The 18,242-nt window shown below is 72.5% G+C and carries 20 protein-coding genes; 10 read left to right on the top strand and 10 right to left on the bottom strand.

Translation table 11 applies throughout. The annotated features are described in order from the left end of the window. The first annotated feature begins 3 nt into the window (after window positions 1–3). Window positions 4–2,382: a ribonucleoside-diphosphate reductase subunit alpha gene (locus tag ACFTXQ_RS33550; protein ID WP_382648479.1), complete on the top strand. Its 2,379-nt coding sequence runs from the start codon at window positions 4–6 to the stop codon at window positions 2,380–2,382. After that, on the top strand, window positions 2,382–3,398 hold the full coding sequence (locus ACFTXQ_RS33545) for a ribonucleotide-diphosphate reductase subunit beta (protein ID WP_382648476.1): 1,017 nt from the start codon (window positions 2,382–2,384) through the stop codon (window positions 3,396–3,398). The genes ACFTXQ_RS33550 and ACFTXQ_RS33545 overlap by 1 nt, the downstream gene beginning before the upstream one ends. Here ACFTXQ_RS33545 and ACFTXQ_RS33540 read toward each other — a convergent pair. Beyond that, complete coding sequence (locus ACFTXQ_RS33540) at window positions 3,350–3,550, bottom strand: hypothetical protein (RefSeq protein WP_382648473.1); 201 nt, start codon at window positions 3,548–3,550, stop codon at window positions 3,350–3,352. The genes ACFTXQ_RS33545 and ACFTXQ_RS33540 overlap by 49 nt on opposite strands. A gap of 81 nt (window positions 3,551–3,631) precedes the next feature. Here ACFTXQ_RS33540 and ACFTXQ_RS33535 point away from each other — a divergent pair, with 81 nt between their 5' ends. Together ACFTXQ_RS33535 and ACFTXQ_RS33530 are read left to right on the top strand one after the other, a co-directional pair. Continuing rightward, window positions 3,632–4,600: a helix-turn-helix domain-containing protein gene (locus ACFTXQ_RS33535; RefSeq protein ID WP_382648471.1), complete on the top strand. Its 969-nt coding sequence runs from the start codon at window positions 3,632–3,634 to the stop codon at window positions 4,598–4,600. A 140-nt stretch (window positions 4,601–4,740) separates the two neighbouring features. Further along, a complete protein-coding gene (locus tag ACFTXQ_RS33530; protein ID WP_382648468.1) occupies window positions 4,741–4,941 on the top strand; it encodes a hypothetical protein in 201 nt (66 codons plus the stop codon). Window positions 4,942–5,025: 84 nt separating this feature from the next. On the opposite strand, the gene def is transcribed toward ACFTXQ_RS33530, so the two are convergent. The 8 genes from def to ACFTXQ_RS33490 all read right to left on the bottom strand — a co-directional run bounded on the left by def (window position 5,026) and on the right by ACFTXQ_RS33490 (window position 12,612). Next, window positions 5,026–5,658, bottom strand: a complete 633-nt coding sequence (gene def / locus ACFTXQ_RS33525) for a peptide deformylase (RefSeq protein WP_382648466.1) — start codon at window positions 5,656–5,658, stop codon at window positions 5,026–5,028. An 82-nt stretch (window positions 5,659–5,740) separates the two neighbouring features. Next, window positions 5,741–6,736: a tetratricopeptide repeat protein gene (locus ACFTXQ_RS33520; RefSeq protein ID WP_382648463.1), complete on the bottom strand. Its 996-nt coding sequence runs from the start codon at window positions 6,734–6,736 to the stop codon at window positions 5,741–5,743. Window positions 6,737–6,866: 130 nt separating this feature from the next. Beyond that, on the bottom strand, window positions 6,867–8,150 hold the full coding sequence (locus ACFTXQ_RS33515; RefSeq protein WP_382648460.1) for an HD-GYP domain-containing protein: 1,284 nt from the start codon (window positions 8,148–8,150) through the stop codon (window positions 6,867–6,869). Beyond that, the gene (locus tag ACFTXQ_RS33510) at window positions 8,147–9,649 is read right to left on the bottom strand and encodes an HD-GYP domain-containing protein (RefSeq protein ID WP_382648458.1); all 1,503 of its coding nucleotides are present in this window, start codon (window positions 9,647–9,649) and stop codon (window positions 8,147–8,149) included. Before ACFTXQ_RS33510 ends, ACFTXQ_RS33515 begins: the two co-directional genes overlap by 4 nt. A gap of 192 nt (window positions 9,650–9,841) precedes the next feature. Then, window positions 9,842–10,147 carry a mycothiol system anti-sigma-R factor gene (rsrA, locus tag ACFTXQ_RS33505; RefSeq protein WP_382648456.1) on the bottom strand — a complete coding sequence of 102 codons (306 nt, stop codon included), beginning with the start codon at window positions 10,145–10,147 and terminating at the stop codon, window positions 9,842–9,844. Continuing rightward, entirely contained in the window at window positions 10,144–10,788 is a 645-nt protein-coding gene (locus ACFTXQ_RS33500) for a sigma-70 family RNA polymerase sigma factor (RefSeq protein WP_030709911.1), read from the bottom strand. The genes rsrA and ACFTXQ_RS33500 overlap by 4 nt, the downstream gene beginning before the upstream one ends. A gap of 349 nt (window positions 10,789–11,137) precedes the next feature. Next, window positions 11,138–11,776, bottom strand: a complete 639-nt coding sequence (locus tag ACFTXQ_RS33495) for an alpha/beta family hydrolase (RefSeq protein ID WP_382648453.1) — start codon at window positions 11,774–11,776, stop codon at window positions 11,138–11,140. A 17-nt stretch (window positions 11,777–11,793) separates the two neighbouring features. Beyond that, a complete protein-coding gene (locus ACFTXQ_RS33490; RefSeq protein ID WP_382648450.1) occupies window positions 11,794–12,612 on the bottom strand; it encodes an SOS response-associated peptidase in 819 nt (272 codons plus the stop codon). 53 nt (window positions 12,613–12,665) lie between these two features. Between ACFTXQ_RS33490 and ACFTXQ_RS33485 the strand changes: the two genes are divergently transcribed. The 4 genes from ACFTXQ_RS33485 to ACFTXQ_RS33470 all read left to right on the top strand — a co-directional run bounded on the left by ACFTXQ_RS33485 (window position 12,666) and on the right by ACFTXQ_RS33470 (window position 16,211). Continuing rightward, window positions 12,666–13,379, top strand: coding sequence for a M50 family metallopeptidase (locus ACFTXQ_RS33485; protein WP_382648448.1), 714 nt, complete (start codon window positions 12,666–12,668; stop codon window positions 13,377–13,379). A 53-nt stretch (window positions 13,380–13,432) separates the two neighbouring features. Next, window positions 13,433–14,776 carry a 3-phosphoshikimate 1-carboxyvinyltransferase gene (aroA, locus tag ACFTXQ_RS33480; protein ID WP_382648445.1) on the top strand — a complete coding sequence of 448 codons (1,344 nt, stop codon included), beginning with the start codon at window positions 13,433–13,435 and terminating at the stop codon, window positions 14,774–14,776. Between the two features lie 10 nt (window positions 14,777–14,786). After that, on the top strand, window positions 14,787–15,797 hold the full coding sequence (rsgA, locus tag ACFTXQ_RS33475) for a ribosome small subunit-dependent GTPase A (protein WP_382648443.1): 1,011 nt from the start codon (window positions 14,787–14,789) through the stop codon (window positions 15,795–15,797). A 90-nt stretch (window positions 15,798–15,887) separates the two neighbouring features. Further along, the gene (locus ACFTXQ_RS33470) at window positions 15,888–16,211 is read left to right on the top strand and encodes a multidrug efflux SMR transporter (protein WP_069921864.1); all 324 of its coding nucleotides are present in this window, start codon (window positions 15,888–15,890) and stop codon (window positions 16,209–16,211) included. Here the strand turns inward: ACFTXQ_RS33470 and ACFTXQ_RS33465 are convergent. Continuing rightward, complete coding sequence (locus ACFTXQ_RS33465) at window positions 16,177–16,719, bottom strand: TetR/AcrR family transcriptional regulator (protein WP_382648507.1); 543 nt, start codon at window positions 16,717–16,719, stop codon at window positions 16,177–16,179. The genes ACFTXQ_RS33470 and ACFTXQ_RS33465 overlap by 35 nt on opposite strands. 125 nt (window positions 16,720–16,844) lie before the next feature. On the opposite strand from ACFTXQ_RS33465, the gene hisN reads away from it, so the two are divergent. Then, window positions 16,845–17,657 carry a histidinol-phosphatase gene (gene hisN / locus ACFTXQ_RS33460; protein WP_382648439.1) on the top strand — a complete coding sequence of 271 codons (813 nt, stop codon included), beginning with the start codon at window positions 16,845–16,847 and terminating at the stop codon, window positions 17,655–17,657. Between the two features lie 156 nt (window positions 17,658–17,813). After that, window positions 17,814–18,206, top strand: a complete 393-nt coding sequence (locus ACFTXQ_RS33455) for a cyclic nucleotide-binding/CBS domain-containing protein (protein ID WP_136232906.1) — start codon at window positions 17,814–17,816, stop codon at window positions 18,204–18,206. The last annotated feature ends 36 nt before the right edge of the window (window positions 18,207–18,242 follow it).

The raw sequence follows: 18,242 nt of genomic DNA, 5'->3' as shown, positions 1-18,242 counted from the left end.
GCCGTGACCATCGCGCCTTCCGCACCGCGCGCCGAGTCCGTTTCAGGCGACAACACCGAGGGCCCGGGGGCCACGCTGCTGCGTACCCTCACCGAGCTGACGGCCGACCTCCCCGACGCCGACCCCGGCCGGGTCGCCGCCGCCGCGCTGCGCGGCCGCAGCGCCGCCGCCGACGAGGCCGAGCTGCGGGGGCTGGCCACCGAGGCCGCCGCCGGGCTGATCTCCGAGGACCCGGCGTACTCCAGGCTCGCCGCCCGGCTGCTGACGCTGGCCGTCGCCGACGAGGCCGCCGGCCAGGGCGCCACCTCCTTCTCCGCCTCCGTCGAGGTCGGCCACCGCGAGGGGCTCATCGCCGACCGCACGGCCGAGTTCGTCCGCACCCACGCGGCCCGCCTGGACGCGCTGGTGGAACACACTCTCGCCGAGGGCGCGGACGACCGGTTCGGCTTCTTCGGCCTGCGCACCCTGCACAGCCGCTACCTGCTGCGCCACCCCATCACCCGCCAGGTCATCGAGACCCCGCAGTACTTCATGCTGCGCGTGGCCTGCGGCCTCGCCGAGGACGAGAGCGTGCGCGCCGTCGAGGAAGTGGCTTCGCTCTACCGGCTGATGAGCCGCCTCGACTACCTGCCGTCCTCCCCCACGCTCTTCAACTCCGGCACCCGGCACCCGCAGATGTCCTCCTGCTACCTGCTGGACTCCCCGCTGGACGAGCTCGACTCGATCTACGACCGCTACCACCAGGTCGCCCGCCTCTCGAAGCACGCCGGCGGCATCGGCCTGTCGTACTCCCGCATCCGCGCCCGCGGTTCGCTGATCCGCGGCACCAACGGCCACTCCAACGGCATCGTGCCGTTCCTGAAGACCCTGGACGCCTCCGTCGCCGCCGTGAACCAGGGCGGCCGCCGCAAGGGCGCCGCCGCCGTCTACCTGGAGACCTGGCACGCGGACATCGAGGAGTTCCTGGAGCTGCGCGACAACACCGGCGAGGACCAGCGCCGTACGCACAACCTCAACCTCGCCCACTGGATCCCGGACGAGTTCATGCGCCGCGTGAACGCGGACGGCCAGTGGTCGCTGTTCTCCCCGGCCGACGTCCCCGAGCTGGTGGACCTGTACGGCGCCGACTTCGACGCCGCGTACGTCAAGGCCGAGGCGGCCGGGCTCGCCAAGAAGACCATGCCGGCCCGCGACCTGTACGGCCGCATGATGCGCACGCTCGCGCAGACCGGCCAGGGCTGGATGACCTTCAAGGACGCCTCCAACCGGACCGCGAACCAGACCGCGCTGCCCGGCACGGTCGTCCACTCCTCCAACCTCTGCACCGAGATCATCGAGGTCACCAACGACGGCGAGACCGCCGTCTGCAACCTCGGCTCGGTCAACCTGGGCGCCTTCGTGGCCGGCGGGGAGCTGGACTGGGAGCGCCTGGACGAGACCGTCCGGACGGCCGTGACCTTCCTCGACCGCGTGGTCGACATCAACTTCTACCCGACCGAGCAGGCCGGCCGCTCCAACGCCAAGTGGCGTCCGGTGGGCCTGGGCGCGATGGGCCTCCAGGACGTCTTCTTCAAGCTGCGGCTCCCCTTCGACTCCCCCGAGGCGAAGGCCCTGTCGACGAAGATCTCCGAGCGGATCATGCTGGCCGCGTACGAGGCGTCCTGCGACCTCGCCGAGCGCAGCGGCCCGCTCCCGGCGTGGGCCGAGACCCGCACCGCCCAGGGCGTCCTGCACCCGGACCACTACGACGTGGCGCTGAACTGGCCGGAGCGCTGGGACGCGCTGCGCGCCCGGGTCGCGAAGACCGGCATGCGCAACTCCCTGCTCCTCGCGATCGCCCCGACGGCGACGATCGCCTCGATCGCGGGCGTGTACGAGTGCATCGAGCCGCAGGTCTCCAACCTCTTCAAGCGCGAGACCCTCAGCGGTGAGTTCCTCCAGGTCAACGCCTACCTGGTGGAGGAGCTGAAGCAGCTCGGCGTGTGGGACGCGCAGACCCGCGAGGCGCTGCGCGACTCCTCCGGCTCGGTGCAGGGCTTCGGCTGGATCCCGGCCGAGGTGCGCGAGCTGTACCGCACGGCGTGGGAGATCCCGCAGCGCGGCCTGATCGACATGGCCGCGGCCCGTACCCCGTTCCTGGACCAGAGCCAGTCCCTGAACCTGTTCATGGAGACGCCGACCATCGGCAAGCTCAGCTCGATGTACGCGTACGCCTGGAAGCAGGGTCTGAAGACCACGTACTACCTGCGCTCGCGCCCGGCGACGAAGATCGCCCGCGCCGCGCAGGCCGCCACCACCCCCGTGGCCCTCCCGCAGGCCGTCGACGCCGACGCGCTGGCCTGCTCCCTTGAGAACCCCGAGTCCTGCGAGGCCTGCCAGTAATGAGCTCCACCGACAAGAAGAACCTCCTGGACCCGGGCTTCGAGCTCACGCTCCGCCCGATGCGCTACCCGGACTTCTACGAGCGCTACCGCGACGCGATCAAGAACACGTGGACGGTGGAGGAGGTCGACCTCCACTCGGACGTCGCCGACCTCGCGAAGCTGACGCCGGCCGAGCAGCACATGATCGGCCGCTTGGTCGCGTTCTTCGCGACGGGCGACTCGATCGTCTCGAACAACCTCGTCCTGACCCTGTACAAGCACATCAACTCCCCGGAGGCGCGCCTGTACCTGTCGCGCCAGCTGTTCGAGGAGGCCGTGCACGTCCAGTTCTACCTGACGCTGCTCGACACCTACCTGCCCGACCCGGAGGACCGCGCCGCGGCCTTCGACGCGGTGGAGAACATCCCGTCGATCCGCGAGAAGGCGCAGTTCTGCTTCAAGTGGATGGACTCGGTCGAGAAGATCGACCGCCTGGAGACCCAGGCCGACCGCCGCCGCTTCCTGCTGAACCTGATCTGCTTCGCGGCGTGCATCGAGGGCCTGTTCTTCTACGGCGCCTTCGCCTACGTCTACTGGTTCCGCTCCCGCGGCCTGCTGCACGGCCTGGCCACGGGGACGAACTGGGTGTTCCGGGACGAGACCTGCCACATGGACTTCGCGTTCCAGGTGGTGGACACGGTCCGCAACGAGGAGCCGGAGCTCTTCGACGAGGCCCTCCAGCAGCAGGTCACCGACATGCTGAAGGAGGCCGTGGAGGCGGAGCTGCAGTTCGGCCGCGACCTGTGCGGCGACGGCCTGCCGGGCATGAACACCGAGTCGATGCGCGAGTACCTGGAGTGCGTCGCGGACCAGCGCCTGGCCCGCCTCGGGTTCCCGCCGGTGTACGGCTCGTCGAACCCGTTCTCCTTCATGGAGCTCCAGGGCGTCCAGGAGCTCACCAACTTCTTCGAGCGCCGCCCGTCGGCCTACCAGGTCGCGGTGGAGGGCACGGTCGACCTGGACGAGGACTTCTGACGCGTCCGTAGCACCAGGACACCGGATCGGCCGTCGGCTGCCTCGCGCAGTTGGCGGTCGATTCTGCGTTCCCGGGCCAGGCCGTAGAGGGCCGGGGCGAGGAGGAGGGCGGCGAGGGCCAGGACCGTGAGGTAGTTCAGGAATGTGCTCATGGGTCCACGATCTCCGGAAGGTCGAGAACCGGACAGTGGCAGGACTGTCATGGATCATCGAATTACTGCCACACTGGGGGCATGCTGACCAACGTGGCCGTGGCGCTCGCCAACGGAGTGGCGCCCTTCGAGTTCGGGATCTTCTGCGAGGTCTTCGGGATCGACCGGAGCGAGCAGGGGCTGCCGGTGTACGACTTCGCCGTGTGCGCCGCCGAGGAAGGGCCGCTGACCATGGCGGACGTCGGCTTCGCCATCCGGCCCCCGCACGGGCTGGAGCGGCTGGACGAGGCCGACCTGATCTGCCTGCCCGCCGACCGGCAGGCGCCCGTACGGGAGTACCCCGAGCCCTTCCTCGACGCCCTGCGGCGCGCCGTCGACCGGGGCGCGCGGGTGCTCAGCGTGTGCAGCGGGGCCTTCGTCCTCGGCGCGGCCGGGCTGCTGGACGGGCGGCGGTGCACCACCCACTGGATGCACGCCCCGGCGCTGGCGCGCCGCTATCCGCGCGCCCGGGTCGACCCCGACGTGCTGTACGTGGACGAGGGCCAGGTGATCACCTCGGCCGGCACCGCCTCCGGCATCGACGCCTGCCTGCACGTGGTCCGCCAGGAGCACGGCGCCGAGGTGGCCAACACCATCGCGCGGCGGATGGTCGTACCGCCGCACCGGGACGGCGGGCAGGCCCAGTACATCCAGCGCCCGCTCCCCCGGACGGCCTGCGACACGGTGGGCGAGGTGATCGGGTGGATGGCCCGGCACCTGGACGAGGAGATCACCGTCGAGCACCTCGCGGAGCGCGCCCACATGTCCCCGCGCACCTTCGCCCGGCGCTTCCTCCAGGAGACCGGCACCACCCCGTACCAGTGGGTGCTCCGGCAGCGGGTGCTGCTGGCCCAGGAGCTGCTGGAGTCCACCGACGAGACGGTCGACGCGATCGCGGGCCGCTGCGGTTTCGGGAACGCGGCGGCGCTGCGCCACCACTTCCTGCGCACGCTCGGAACGACCCCGAACTCCTTCAGGCGCACGTTCCGCGGGCCCCGGGCCGCAGCCTGAGCTGGCCGAGAATCGTAGAACACTTGACCCAAACCAAGCCCCTCCGTAGTCGAGTGGTGTCGTACGGTGATGACGCCTGGCCTGACCGCCCCGCACAGCGCCCGGTCGGACACCGCTCACCACTGCCCAGGGGGGCCTGTATGTCCCGTATCTCCCGCACCTCGCGCCTCGTCGCCGCCGCCGCGTTCGCCGTTCTGCTCGTCGGCGGCGCGGCCACCACCGCCTCGGCGGACTCCGGCTGGGGCTCCGCGCCGGCCGGAATCGGCTGGGACGCCAAGCCCGCCGACTCCGGCTGGGGCTCCGCTCCCGCCGACAGCGGCTGGGGCGTCGCGCCCAAGTAGTCCGGGCGATGTCACGCGGAAGGGCCCCGCTCCCGGATCGGAGCGGGGCCCTTCCGCATGCGCGGCGCCCGGGCGCGCGTGGGATCAGTCGTTCGGGACCGTCTCGTAGCGCGGGGTGCCCTCCGCCATCTGCCGCAGGGCGTCCTTGCGGTCCCGCTTCGAGAGCCGGTCGATGTACAGGTAGCCGTACAGGTGGTCGGTCTCGTGCTGGAGGCAGCGCGCGAAGTAGCCGGTGCCGCGCACCTTGATCGGGTTGCCCTGCGCGTCCTGGCCCTCGACCTCGGCGTAGTCCGGGCGGGCCAGCGAGGCGTAGGCGGTCGGGACCGACAGGCAGCCCTCGTTGGAGTCGTCCAGCACCCGTGCGCCCGCCGGCAGTTCCACGAGCTTCGGGTTGACGACGACACCGGTGTGCCGCACGCCGTCGTCGTCCGGGCAGTCGTAGACGAAGACCTTGGCGTCCACGCCGATCTGGTTCGCGGCCAGGCCCACGCCCTCGGCGGCCTTCTGGCTGGCGAACATGTCGTCGATCAGCTGCGCCAGCTCGTCGCCGAACTCGGTGACGTCCTTGCACTCGCTGTGCAGGACCGGGTTGCCGACGACGGTGATCGGGCGGGCGGTGCCGCGCTCACGGTGGGCGAGCTCGCGCTCCGCACAGTCCTCCGTGTCCACGACGTACCCGTCGTTCACGACCTCGACTACCTCGTTCTCCTGCGACATGTCCGCCGTACGCCTTCCGTAAGTCCAAGTCACCGGTGGTCGCCGATGGCCACCGATGTGCCCGTACAGCCTACGGCCCACCTCAGCAGACTTCTTCGAGATCCCGCCACTCACGGCTGTCCGGGCTGTCCGCGACCCATCCGTCGAGCAGCCCGCGCACCAGACCGGCCGGCGCCGCGATCCCGCACTCCCGCTCCGGCACCCACAGCGAGCCGGAGCCGGCCGTGCGGTGCCCCAGCGGTCCGGGGTGCCCCGGTTCGCTGTGGTCGTGCGGGTCCAGGTGCTCCCCGTCGCCCTCGTCGCTCGGCATCTCGCTCTCCGAGCAGGTCCGGCACAGCAGCCGCACCGACGAGGACCAGTCCTCGGCGGCGAAGCCCGCGTCCGAGGCCAGCTGCTCCAGCGCGTCGCGGTCCGCCTCGGTGGCCGCCTCCAGCAGCACCACCCAGGTCGGCACCGGCGAGGGCGCCCACAGCTCGATCTCGTCGAAGACCGGGTACGAGGGCCCGGCCGCGGTGACCCGCTCGCCGTGCGGCACCCCGTCGTGCAGGACGACCTCGCCCCAGCGCCGCCCCGAGGAGGGCAGCGGGATCGACAGGACCTCCAGCCGCGCCGGATCCAGCCGGCGGCCCCAGACCACCTCGGCCTCGCCTTCGGGCGACAGCCGTACGGCCGCGCTGCCGAGCTCCATGCCGACCGGTTCGCCGTTGCCGCCGGCGCCGTGCGGATCGCCGGGCACCTTCAGCCCGTACGCCTGCCAGGCCCGCCGGGCCAGCGGCCAGTCCTGGAGCGCGGTGGCGGCGATCCCGACGTTCCACCAGTCCGGGGCGCCGGTCTCGCGGTCCAGCAGCGCCACGGCGCGCAGTCCGGCGGCCCGCGCCTGTTCCCAGTCGTGCCGGAACTTGTGCAGCAGGGCCAGGTTGAACCAGGACTCGGACAGCCAGGGTTCCAGGTCGGCGGCTCTGGTCAGGAGCGCGCCCGCGTCGTCGTACCGCCCGTCGCCGATCAGCGTGAACGCGCGGTCGGTGGCCTGCCGCCACGAGGCGGAGGGCCGATGCCGTACCTTCCCGAAGATCCTCACGATTCCCGCCTGCCTGGGGGCACCTCCCAGCGGTGGCTGGGGGCTACGGTGCAGCCTTGCGGACACTCCTACGGTCCCTCTTACTGGCATCCAACCATGCCCACTCGGACGGCCGCTCATTACCCATGGGTTACCCAGGTGGGACGGGCACCACTCTGTCACGTCCACCCCTGGCCAGAACCCTCGCCAGACACTCCACGACCTCCGGCTGGAAGTCGTGCCCGGTCCCCAGGCGGAGCCGTTCCAGAGCGGCCAGTGAGCCGCCCGGGTGAAGGCTCCCGCCGACGTGCCCGGTGAGGTCCTCGTACGCGTTGACCGTGCGCACGATGCGGGCCGCGACGGGCTGTTCCCGGTACGGGTCCGCCTGCCGCTCCACGACCACGGCGACCTCGGCGGGCACCCCGGTCTGGCGGGCCACCTCCCCGCCGAGCTCGGCGATCCGGCGGGCCTCGGCGGCGGGCAGCTCGGCGGTGGCCCCGGCGGGGACCGGGTCGACGAGGGAGAGCTGCCCGATGTCGTGCATGAGGGCGGCGTACTCCAGCACGGTGAGCTCCCGCTCCGAAAGGCCCAGCTCCCGGCCGACGGCGCAGCTCAGGGCGGCGACCCGGCGGGCGTGGCCGGGCGGGGTGTAGCCGACGATCTCGGTGGCGCGGGCCAGGGAGGTGATGGTCTGGCGGTAGGTCGTGCGGATGGCGGCGATCCGGTGGAAGGACATCTGGGTCAGCAGCAGGGGCACGCAGAACACGGGCAGGGCCCACAGCCCGGCGACGGCCACGCCGAGGGCCATCACGACGCCGGTGGCGCAGATCGCCGAGCCGATGCCGAGCTGGGCGCGCAGCTCGTCGCGCAGCAGGGGGCCGTACGGCCAGCCGGTCCGGGCGCCGGCCAGGGCGGCGGCGAGCACGGCGTCGCACAGGGCGGTGAGGCCGAGCAGGCCCAGCAGGAACAGGACGAGGTACGGGCCCTGGCCGACCCAGTGCTCCAGCCGGCCGGAGTTGTAGAGCGGCTGGAAGCAGACGGCGGCGAAGGTGACGGTGAGGACCCGGCGGGCGACGTGGTCGACGGCGGGGCCGCGGCCGCGGGCGACGTGCGGGACGATCCCGGCGAGGGCGGCCGCGACGACGACGGCGACGATCTGGAGCACGCCGTGGTGGGTGGGCTGGCCGGCGTTCTGGCCGAGCAGGGCGTAGGCGAGGGCTCCGGCGGAGCCGAGCGGGGCGGGCTGCCGGTCGGCGCCCCCGCTGCGGTGGTCGTCGCGCTGGTCCCGGCGGGCGAGCTCGCCGAGGGTGATCAGGGTGCCGAAGGCCAGGGCGATGCCGGGCTCGGCGATGCCGTTCCACAGGGTGTGGCCCAGGCCGGCGACGGTGAGCACCCCGGCCGCCCCCCGCACGCTCCACGTGGCGATCCCCCTCACTCGCCGCCCCCTGCCCCGACGACGCCGCCGGCCCCTCCGGGGCGAACCCTTTCTCCCGGGCGGGAGCCCTGCCCCGGCAGCGCGGACAGCGGCGGTGCGCCCGGCCCGCCCGGCACCGGAACGGAGGGCAGGGGCTCGGCTGCTGCGGGGGCGGACGGGCCGATCACCTGGAGGTCCTCGTCGGAGGTGACCACCGGGTGCCAGCCGTGCCGGCCGATGGCCCCCGCCAGCGCGCCCACCATGGCGGGGTCGAACTGCGCCCCCGCACACCGCTCCAGCTCGGCCAGGGCGACCGCGACCGGCCGGGCCCTGCTGTACGAGCGGGTGGAGGTCATCGCGTCGAAGGCGTCGGCCACGGCCACCACCCGGGCCAGCACCGGGATCTGCTCGCCGGTCAGCCCGTACGGGTAGCCGGAGCCGTCGACCCGTTCGTGGTGGTGCAGGATCGCGGACCGGGCCTCGCCGAGGAAGCCGATGCCGCGCACCATCTCGTGCCCGTACTCGGGGTGCAGTTCGATGATCCGGCGTTCCTCGGGGGTGAGCGGCCCGTCCTTGCGCAGCAGCCGGGTGGGGACGCCGAGTTTGCCGACGTCGTGCAGGATCCCGGCGATGCGGACGACTTCGAGCCGGTCCTCGGCCATGCCCAGCTCGCGGGCGATCATCGCGGAGGCCTGGCCGACCCGTTCGCTGTGGCCCCGCGTGTAGCGGTCCTTGATGTCGACGGCCTGGACGAGGGCGCGGATGGTGGCCCGGTGGGCGGCGCGTTCGCGGTGGTACTGGGCGAAGACCCAGCAGGAGATGTACATCGGCAGCAGGACGAGCAGCGCGGCCGGCAGTCCGTACGGGCTGCGCCACATGACGGCCATCATCAGGCCGGCGAGGCCGTGGACGCAGTGCGGGGCGAGGGACCGGGTGAGCAGTCCGCGCCAGGCGGTGGCGGCGGGCCGGCGTTCGGCGGTGGCCAGGACGCCCCCGTCGAGGGCGGTGATCATCAGGCAGAAGGCGACGGCCGCGGCCGCCGCGGGGACCATCACGTACGGGAAGTCGGCCACCCAGACGGCCGCGTCCCCCGGTTCGGGCGGCCCGGATCCCCCGGGCGAGCCCAGCGCGGCCGGGCCCCGCAGCAGCCGGTACGTCTGCCCCGCGACCCAGGCGGCTATCGACTGCTGCGCCGCGTGCCACACCCTGCGCACCCAGGCGGGCCGCTGGACGACGGTGCCCGCCAGCCCGCCGGGCAGCGCCACGAGCGCGGCCGCCGCGGGCGGCAGGAGGAAGACGGCGGCCAGCACCACCGGGAAGAACGAGCCGATGCCCTCGGGCACGCGGCTGCCCAGCAGCGGGCAGACCTTCACGAGCTCGCAGCCGAGGTAGAGCGCGGCCAGCAGGGCCACGGCCCCCCAGGGCGTAGCGGAATCGGCGAGGGCGGGCGTGACGCACGCGACGGCCGCGAGGACGGCGCAGAGGATGTAAACGCGCGCCCCCGGCGGAAGTACCCGCATGGCGCTCTCCTCCCCCTGTGCCGTACAAGCCAGGTACCGAATCAAACCAGCACCGAATGGGGAGAATAAGTGGGGCCCCTTGCGAAGTGGGCCACATTTTCACATTGCGCCATGCGGACGCCCCCGGATTAGCACCTTCGGGTGAACGAAGTACCCGTCCGGGGGCGGTGGTTCAAAGATCCGGCAGCCGCGTCAGCCGGCTGCGGGGTTCTCCGCGGTGATGTCGTGATCGGGAACGGCCTGCCCGGACCGGATCAGCTCGATCCGGCCCATCACCTTCGAGCGCAGGTCGGTCGGCACGTCGTCCGACCCGCAGCAGCGCTTGACCAGCTTCTTCACGGCCTGCTCGAGGCCGTACTTCTCCAGACAGGGGTTGCACTCGCCGAAGTGTGTCTCGAACTTCGTGCAGTCACTGTCGGGCATCTCATGGTCGAGGAACTCATAAAGGTGGTCCAGGACCTCAGAGCACTCCGTCTCGTGCGGCTCTCCGCAACTCATGAGCCCGAGCCTTTCCGGTCGTTCGACTCTCCCGCGCCTGCGGGGACCAGCCCGCGCTCACGGGCATAGTCCTCCAGCATTCCGCGGAGTTGACGGCGGCCACGGTGCAGTCGCGACATGACCGTACCGATGGGTGTACCCATGATGTCCGCGATCTCCTTGTACGCAAACCCCTCTACGTCGGCAAGGTAGACCGCGATGCGGAACTCTTCCGGAATGGCCTGGAGGGCTTCCTTCACATCGGAATCGGGCAGGTGGTCGAGCGCCTGCGACTCGGCGGAACGCAGTCCGGTCGACATGTGCGACTCGGCGCGCGCCAGCTGCCAGTCCTCGATCTCCTCCGCCGCACTGCGCTGGGGCTCGCGCTGCTTCTTGCGGTAGGAGTTGATGAAGGTGTTGGTCAGGATGCGGTACAGCCACGCCTTGAGGTTGGTGCCCTCGCGGAACTGGTGGAAGGACGCGTACGCCTTCGCATACGTCTCCTGGACCAGGTCCTCGGCGTCGGCCGGATTGCGCGTCATGCGCAGCGCGGCCGAGTACATCTGGTCGAGGTAGCCGAGGGCGTCCCGCTCGAAGCGCGCATTGCGCTCCGGGGTCGTCTCCTCCGCGTGGCCTTCGTCGGTCCCAGCGACAGGACCCACCTCCTCCGACTGCGTGGCGGCTCCGAAAGCGGATCCGCTCGAATCGGAGAATAGTCGACCATCCCGGCCCTCCGCCGCCCGAAGCGAGCTGCGCTTGGGGGCGGGCAGCACCGTCCAGTCCAGGTCAGCGGCCTGCGGACGGTTATGGCTGATGACCTGGGTCATGCGCTCCCTCTCCTCCGACGAGTTCCCGTGCGTACCGACATCCGGGACAACAGAAGGGTCGGGCGGTGCATTCCCCCTGGGAGGCGGGTTTTCGGCCTTCGCGGGGGGCTGCGGCGCGGGTGAGTCCCGTCACGCCTCGCGGGGGCCGCCGGAGTCCGTCAGGTCGCGGTCGCGCCGGGCGCCGTCATACGGGGAGCCCCGCGAGCCACTCGCCCACCGCCTCGGTGATCAGCCCGAGGGCCTCGTCCTGGGTGGGCCCGGCTTTCTTCGGCACCGCGAAGCCGTGGTCGCCGTACGGCACCTCGACGAGCGCGTGCGGGCCCTGCGGGAACTCCTCGGGGCGCCCGAAGGGGTCCCGGCCGCCCTGGACCACCAGGGTGGGCAGGCCTGCGCCGAGCAGCTCCTCGGCGCGGGACTTCTCCGGCCGGCCCGGCGGGTGCAGCGGGAACGCCAGCGCCAGCACCCCGGCCGCGCCCAGCTCGGCGGCGGTGCGGCAGGCCACCCGGGCCCCGGCGCTGCGCCCGCCCGCGACCACCGGCAGCCCGGGCCCGGCGAGGGCCGGCCACAGCCCGCGCCAGCCCTCGTCCAGCACCTTGGGCGCGGCGGCGACCTTCTTCCCGGCGACCCGCCAGGGCTGTTCCACCAGGGCCACGGTGATCCCGCGCGGGGGCAGGGCGGCGGCCAGCGCCTGGAGGTCGCGGGCCTCGATGCCCCCGCCCGCGCCGTGGCTCAGGGCCAGGACGAGCTTCGCCGTGCGGGCGGTGTGCCAGGTGATGCGGGCCTCGCCCGCCGGGGTGTCGACGCTCTCGGTACGCGTGGTCATACCCCGATCATGCAGGTTCAGAAGAGCGTGCCCTCCTCCGGCGCGGCCAGTTCCTCCAGCAGCTCGGGCCCGTTGTTCCGCACGTTGCTCGCGGCGGTCGACACCGGGTAGGCCCGCATCAGCCCGCCCGGCGGCGGTGCCAGCAGGTCCCGCAGCGAGCCCTCGGTGTCGGTGTTCGCGGGGTCCAGCCAGGCGTCCCAGCGGTCCGGGGTCAGCATGAGCGGCATCCGCGGGTGGATGTCGGACAGCGAGCGCGGGCCCTCGGCGGGGGCCACGCCCAGCGGGCCCGTCTCGGCCTCGGTGGTGATCACCGAGCAGGTCACCCACCAGGCGCGGGGATCCGCGTCGGGCACGCTCCGGTCGCGCCAGAACTCGTATATGCCGGCCATGGCGAAGACGGAGCCGTCGGAGGGGAGCACGAAGTAGGGCTGCTTGCGGGCCCGTTTCTTCTTCCCCTCCACCTCCAGCTGCCGTTCGTCGTGGGCGGTGACCCACTCGTAGTACCCGTCGGCGGGGATGATGCAGCGGCGCTGCGCGAAGGGGCGGCGGAAGGAGGGCTTCTCGGCGACGGTCTCGGCCCGGGCGTTGATCATCCGGGCGGCGCCGCTGGGGTCGGCGGCCCAGGAGGGCACGAGCCCCCATTTCAGGACGCGCAGCTGGCGAACCGGACGCGGGTCCCGAGCGTCTTTCAGGGGACGGTCGAGGACGACGTGGACCTCCTTCGTCGGCGCCACGTTCCAGTCCGGGGCCAGCGTCTCCTCCGGCTCCCACTTCTCGATGCCGAAGGCCTCCACCAGGTCCTCGGGCTTGCGACTCGCCGCATACCTTCCGCACATGGCTGCCACACTGCCATGTCACCAGACCCCCACCGCAAGGAGTCCGCCACCTTATGGACATCAGTACCGCGTCCGGCCTGTGGGACCGGCTCACGGGTATACAGGCAGCGCCCGACCGGTGGCTGGTGATCGCGACCGGCCTGGCCGCGCTGGCCGCCGTCGGCCCCCGCCCGGTCTGGCGGGTGGCGCGCAACGCGATCACCATCGCGCACGAGGGCGGGCACGGCCTGCTGGCGCGGCTGACCGGTCGGGAGCTCCAGGGCATCCGGCTGCACTCCGACACCAGCGGCGTCACCGTCAGCCGCGGCAAGCCGACCGGCCTCGGCATGATCCTGACCGCCGCCGCCGGGTACACGGCGCCCCCTCTGCTCGGGCTGGGCGGGGCGGCGCTGCTGTCGGCGCACCGGATCACCCTGCTGCTGTGGGCGGCGACCGCCCTGCTGCTGGCGGTGCTGGTGATGATCCGCAACGCGTACGGGGTCCTGACGGTGGTCCTGACCGGCGCGGCGTTCGTCCTGGTGTCCTGGCTGGCCCCGGCCGACGTGCAGGCCGTGTTCGCGTACGGAGTGGTGTGGTTCCTGCTCCTGGGCGGGGTCCGCCCGGTCTTCGAGCTGGGGACCAAGCGACGGGGTGGCGGGGCGCCGGATTCCGACGCCGACCAGCTGGGCCGGCTCACCCATGTGCACCCGGTGGTGTGGCTGCTCCTCTTCCACGTCGTCGCGCTGTGCTCGCTGGTGGGCGGCGGGCGCTGGCTTCTCGACCTCTGAGACGGCGCAGCGATCAAGATCTGGGGTCGGGGGAAGCCACTAAAGTGGGGGCCATGACCGAGACCCCCGCGCTCCACGCCCTCTGGCCCGCCCCCCTCGCGGACGGGGCCGTCCACGCCACCGTCACCGTGCCGGGGTCCAAATCGGTCACCAACCGGGCCCTCGTGCTCGCCGCGCTCGCCGCCGAGCCGGGCTGGGTCCGCCGTCCGCTGCGCTCGCGCGACTCCCAGCTGATGTCGGACGCGCTGCGCGCGCTGGGCGTCGGCATCGAGGAGACCGTCTCCTCCAGCTCGGCCGACGGCGAGAGCGGAGAGGCCTGGCGGATCATCCCGGCGGCCCTGCACGGGCCCGCCACGGTCGACGTCGGCAACGCGGGCACGGTCATGCGCTTCCTGCCGCCCGTCGCCACCCTCGCCGCCGGTGACATCCGCTTCGACGGCGACCCGCGCTCCTACGAGCGTCCGCTGGGCCAGGTCATCAGCGCGCTGCGCACCCTGGGCGCCCGGATCGACGACGACGGCCGGGGCGCGCTGCCCATGACCGTCCAGGGCGGCGGGGCCCTGGAGGGCGGCACGGTCGAGATCGACGCCTCCAACTCCTCGCAGTTCGTCTCGGCGCTGCTGCTGTCCGCCCCGCGCTTCAACCAGGGCGTGGAGGTCCGGCACGTGGGCGGCAACCTGCCGTCGATGCCGCACATCCGGATGACGGTGGAGATGCTGCGCGCGGCGGGCGCCCAGGTCGACACCCCGGAGGCGGGCGGCGAGAAGGACGTGTGGCGGGTGGCGCCGGGCGCGCTGCTGGGCCGCGACATGGTCGTGGAGCCGGACCTCTCCAACGCCCAGCCGTTCCTGGCCGCGGCCCTGATCACGGGCGGCACGGTCACCGTCCCGGACTGGCCGCGCCGCACCACGCAGCCCGGTGACGCGCTGCGCCGGATCTTCACCGAGATGGGCGGCTCCTGCGAGCTGACCGACGCCGGCCTGGTCTTCACCGGCACCGGCAAGATCCACGGCATCGACGTGGACCTGAGCGAGGTCGGCGAGCTCACCCCGGGCATCGCCGCGGTCGCGGCGCTGGCCGACTCGGAGTCGGTGCTGCGCGGGGTCGCGCACCTGCGGCTGCACGAGACGGACCGGCTGGCCGCGCTGACCGCCGAGATCAACGGCCTCGGCGGCGACGTCACCGAGACCGAGGACGGCCTGCACATCCGGCCGCGCCCGCTGCACGGCGGCACCTTCCACACGTACGACGACCACCGGATGGCCACCGCGGGCGCGGTGATCGGCCTGGCCGTGGAGGGCGTGCGGATCGAGAACGTGGCGACGACCGCAAAGACCCTGCCGGACTTCCCCAGGATGTGGACAGACATGCTCGCCGGCTCGGGAGCGGGAGCGTAGGGGCCCCGTCATGCGCAGGTACGGCAAGCACACCGACGAGGACGACATCCGGCAGCGCCCCAACCCCAAGGGCAACCGGGCCCGGACGAACATCCGGCCCAAGCACGAGGACGCCTCGGAGGGTTTCGTCCTCACCGTGGACCGCGGCCGGCTGACCTGCCTGGTCGAGGACCGCACGGTCACCGCCATGAAGGCCCGCGAGCTGGGGCGCAAGGCGGCGGTGGTCGGGGACCGGGTCTGGATCGTCGGTGACCTGTCGGGCAAGAAGGACACCCTCGCCCGCATCGTGCGGATCGAGGAGCGCAAGTCCGTCCTGCGGCGCACCGCCGACGACGACGACCCGTACGAGCGGGTGGTCGTGGCCAACGCCGACCAGCTGGCCATCGTCACGGCCCTGGCCGATCCGGAGCCGCGGCCCCGGATGATCGACCGCTGTCTGGTCGCGGCCTACGACGCCGGGCTGGAGCCGCTGCTGGTGCTGACCAAGTCCGACCTGACCTCCGCCGACAAGATCCTGGAGATCTACTCGACGCTCGGCCTGAACTACGTGGTGACCAACCGCGAGGAGCTCGCGACGGGCGACGCGGCCGAGCGGGTGCGCCAGCGCCTGACGGGCCGGATCACCGCCTTCGTCGGCCACTCGGGCGTCGGCAAGACCACCCTGGTGAACTCGCTGGTCGCCGAGGGCCGCCAGCGCGCCACGGGCCACGTCAACGCGGTCACCGGCCGCGGCCGGCACACGACGACCTCGGCGCTCGCGCTGCCGCTGCCCTCCGGGGACGGCTGGGTCATCGACACCCCGGGCGTGCGCTCCTTCGGCCTGCACCACGTGGACCCGTCCCGGGTGATCCTGGCCTTCCCGGACCTCGTGCCGGGTACGGAGGAGTGCCCGCGGGCGTGCAGCCACGACGAGCAGGACTGCGCGCTCGACAAGTGGGTGGAGGACGGCCACGCGGACCCGGCGCGGCTGTATTCGCTGCGGCGGCTGCTGGAGACCCGGGAGCGCCGCGAAGGCGACTGATCATCGGCGGGGTTTGCCGCACACCATGTCTGGTAAATGCATAATCGCACCAAGTGACGCGACGTCACGTGACGCGGGGAGGCATTCGACATGGCGTGGCTGCTCGTCGTGGTCGCGGGAATCCTGGAGACCGGTTTCGCGGTCTGCCTCAAGCTCTCCCACGGTTTCACCCGGCTGTGGCCGACCGTCGCGTTCGCGTGCTTCGCACTCGGCAGCTTCGGGCTGCTGACGCTGGCCCTCAAGAAGCTGGACGTGGGTCCGGCGTACGCGGTGTGGACCGGCATCGGGGCGGCCGGGACGGCGATCTACGGCATGGTCTTCCTCGGTGACCTGGTCTCCACCCTCAAGCTCGTCTCGATCTCCCTGGTGATCCTCGGGGTCATCGGGCTCCAGCTGTCCGGATCTGCCCATTGAGCAGCCGCAGCAGCTCGCCGGCCCCCGGCTCCTCGCCCGGGGCGACCACGTAGGACAGCGCGAGCCGTACGGCGAGCTCGCAGCGCTGCGCCCCCTCCCCCGGCGGGAGCGCGGCGGCGGCCCGGTCGCGCACGGCGCGGGCCAGCTCGCCCGGGCCGGGTGCCCGGGCGCCGGCGGCGGGCAGGGCCGCGTCCCAGAACCCGGTCAGCAGGGCCCGTACGAGGGGGTGGGCGCGGGCCGCCCGTACGGTCCACTCGGCGACCGCCGCGAGGCGCTCGGCGTCCCGCGCGGGTGTGGCCAGGGCCCGGTCCACGCCCTCCAGGTAGCGCTCGGTCTCGCGGCGGACCAGGGCGCGGCCCAGGCCCGCCTTGCCGCCGAACTCGTTGTAGAGGGTCTGCCGGGACACCCCGGCGGCGGCCGCCACGTCGACCATCCGCACGGCCGGCCAAGGGCGGGCCGTGAGCGCCGCTCCCGCCGCCTCCAGCAAGGACTCCCGGGCTGCCGGCATCGTCACGCCTCCCCGATTGGCTCCCTGGCCAGGGTTGACGGGGCGCCAGATCCTGTCAAGGGCGCCTCTCGGCCGCACTGTGGACGCCGTTGGTCGGGGTACGGGAGTCTCGATACTGTTCGGGCATGCCCGAGTATGACGATGACCTGCGCCTCGCCCTCGAACTCGCCGACGCGGCGGACGCCGCCACGATGGAGCGGTTCCGCGCCCTCGACCTGAAGGTCGAGACGAAGCCGGACATGACCCCGGTGAGCGAGGCCGACAAGGCCGCCGAGGAGGTCATCCGGGCCGGCATCGCGGCCGCGCGCCCCGACGACGCGATCCTCGGCGAGGAGTACGGCCTCAAGGGCAGCGGCCCGCGCCGCTGGGTCGTGGACCCGATCGACGGTACGAAGAACTACGTGCGCGGGGTCCCCGTCTGGGCGACCCTGATCTCCCTGATGGCCGAGGGCGAGGACGGCGTCTTCCGCCCGGTCGTCGGCGTGGTGTCCGCGCCGGCGCTCGGCCGGCGCTGGTGGGCGGCGCAGGGCGCGGGCGCATACGCGGGCGGCTCGCTCGGCGAGACCACTGCGTCCACGGGGATTCGCGTGTCTCAGGTGGCCACGCTGGGCGACGCCTCGTTCGCGTACTCCTCGCTGAGCGGCTGGGAGGAGCAGGGCCGGCTCCCCGGGTTCCTGGACCTGACCCGCGCGTGCTGGCGCACGCGCGGCTACGGCGACTTCTGGCCGTACATGATGGTCGCGGAGGGCTCGCTGGACCTGTGCGCCGAGCCGGAGCTGAACCTCTGGGACATGGCGGCCATCGCGGTCGTGGTCCAGGAGGCGGGCGGCCGCTTCACCGGCCTGGACGGGGTCGAGGGCGTGCACGGCGGGAACGCGGCGGCTTCGAACGGGCTGCTCCACGAGGAGATGCTGGGCCTGCTGCGCCCGCGCACGTAAGCCCGGCGTGAGCCGAGCGCGCCCCCTTGATGACGGTGCGTGTCCATGGGAATCTGAGACTCCCCACGCTTGTGCGCTTGTGAATGCCTTCTCAAGGAGGTGTTCCCGGGCGCACCCACCCAAGCGGGGGGCTCACCCCAGGAGGTGGCTCTCTTCATGCTCGTCCGTGACGCAATGAGCACCGTGATCCTCACCCTCGGACCCGCTCACACCCTCCGGCAGGCGGCCTGCCTGATGTCCGGCCGGCGCGTCGGCGCGGCCGTCGTCCTCGATCCCGACCACAGCGGCATCGGCATCCTCACCGAGCGCGACATCCTCAACTCGATCGGCGCGGGCCACGATCCCGACCGGGAGTCCGTGGGCGCGCACACGACCAACAACGTGGTGTTCTGCACCCCCGACGCCACCGTGCAGGAGGCCGCCGAGGCGATGGCCCACGGCGGCTTCCGGCACCTGATCGTGCTGGAGCACGGCGGCCCGGTGGGCATCGTCTCCGTACGCGACGTCATCCGCTGCTGGGTGCCGGCGCGGCGAGCGGTCTCCGCGTAGCGAACGACGGCGGGCCGGAACCCTCCGGGAGGGTTC

It is taken from the genome of Streptomyces sp. NPDC057010 (assembly GCF_042673805.1).
In the GTDB taxonomy this organism is placed as follows: Bacteria; Actinomycetota; Actinomycetes; order Streptomycetales; family Streptomycetaceae; genus Streptomyces.
Note: the sequence above shows the minus strand (reverse complement) of the source record. Positions and strands in the feature narration are given on the sequence as shown.

What these genes read in the sequence shown, in the direction of transcription:
- ACFTXQ_RS33530 (WP_382648468.1), top strand. Translation starts at nt 4,741, where the DNA reads ATGTCCCGTATCTCCCGCACCTCGCGCCTCGTCGCCGCCGCCGCGTTC.
- def (WP_382648466.1), bottom strand. Translation starts at nt 5,658, where the DNA reads ATGTCGCAGGAGAACGAGGTAGTCGAGGTCGTGAACGACGGGTACGTC.
- ACFTXQ_RS33535 (WP_382648471.1), top strand. Translation starts at nt 3,632, where the DNA reads ATGCTGACCAACGTGGCCGTGGCGCTCGCCAACGGAGTGGCGCCCTTC.
- aroA (WP_382648445.1), top strand. Translation starts at nt 13,433, where the DNA reads ATGACCGAGACCCCCGCGCTCCACGCCCTCTGGCCCGCCCCCCTCGCG.
- ACFTXQ_RS33485 (WP_382648448.1), top strand. Translation starts at nt 12,666, where the DNA reads ATGGACATCAGTACCGCGTCCGGCCTGTGGGACCGGCTCACGGGTATA.
- hisN (WP_382648439.1), top strand. Translation starts at nt 16,845, where the DNA reads ATGCCCGAGTATGACGATGACCTGCGCCTCGCCCTCGAACTCGCCGAC.
- ACFTXQ_RS33510 (WP_382648458.1), bottom strand. Translation starts at nt 9,649, where the DNA reads ATGCGGGTACTTCCGCCGGGGGCGCGCGTTTACATCCTCTGCGCCGTC.
- ACFTXQ_RS33455 (WP_136232906.1), top strand. Translation starts at nt 17,814, where the DNA reads ATGCTCGTCCGTGACGCAATGAGCACCGTGATCCTCACCCTCGGACCC.
- rsrA (WP_382648456.1), bottom strand. Translation starts at nt 10,147, where the DNA reads ATGAGTTGCGGAGAGCCGCACGAGACGGAGTGCTCTGAGGTCCTGGAC.
- ACFTXQ_RS33495 (WP_382648453.1), bottom strand. Translation starts at nt 11,776, where the DNA reads ATGACCACGCGTACCGAGAGCGTCGACACCCCGGCGGGCGAGGCCCGC.
- ACFTXQ_RS33540 (WP_382648473.1), bottom strand. Translation starts at nt 3,550, where the DNA reads ATGAGCACATTCCTGAACTACCTCACGGTCCTGGCCCTCGCCGCCCTC.
- rsgA (WP_382648443.1), top strand. Translation starts at nt 14,787, where the DNA reads ATGCGCAGGTACGGCAAGCACACCGACGAGGACGACATCCGGCAGCGC.
- ACFTXQ_RS33545 (WP_382648476.1), top strand. Translation starts at nt 2,382, where the DNA reads ATGAGCTCCACCGACAAGAAGAACCTCCTGGACCCGGGCTTCGAGCTC.
- ACFTXQ_RS33490 (WP_382648450.1), bottom strand. Translation starts at nt 12,612, where the DNA reads ATGTGCGGAAGGTATGCGGCGAGTCGCAAGCCCGAGGACCTGGTGGAG.
- ACFTXQ_RS33465 (WP_382648507.1), bottom strand. Translation starts at nt 16,719, where the DNA reads ATGCCGGCAGCCCGGGAGTCCTTGCTGGAGGCGGCGGGAGCGGCGCTC.
- ACFTXQ_RS33470 (WP_069921864.1), top strand. Translation starts at nt 15,888, where the DNA reads ATGGCGTGGCTGCTCGTCGTGGTCGCGGGAATCCTGGAGACCGGTTTC.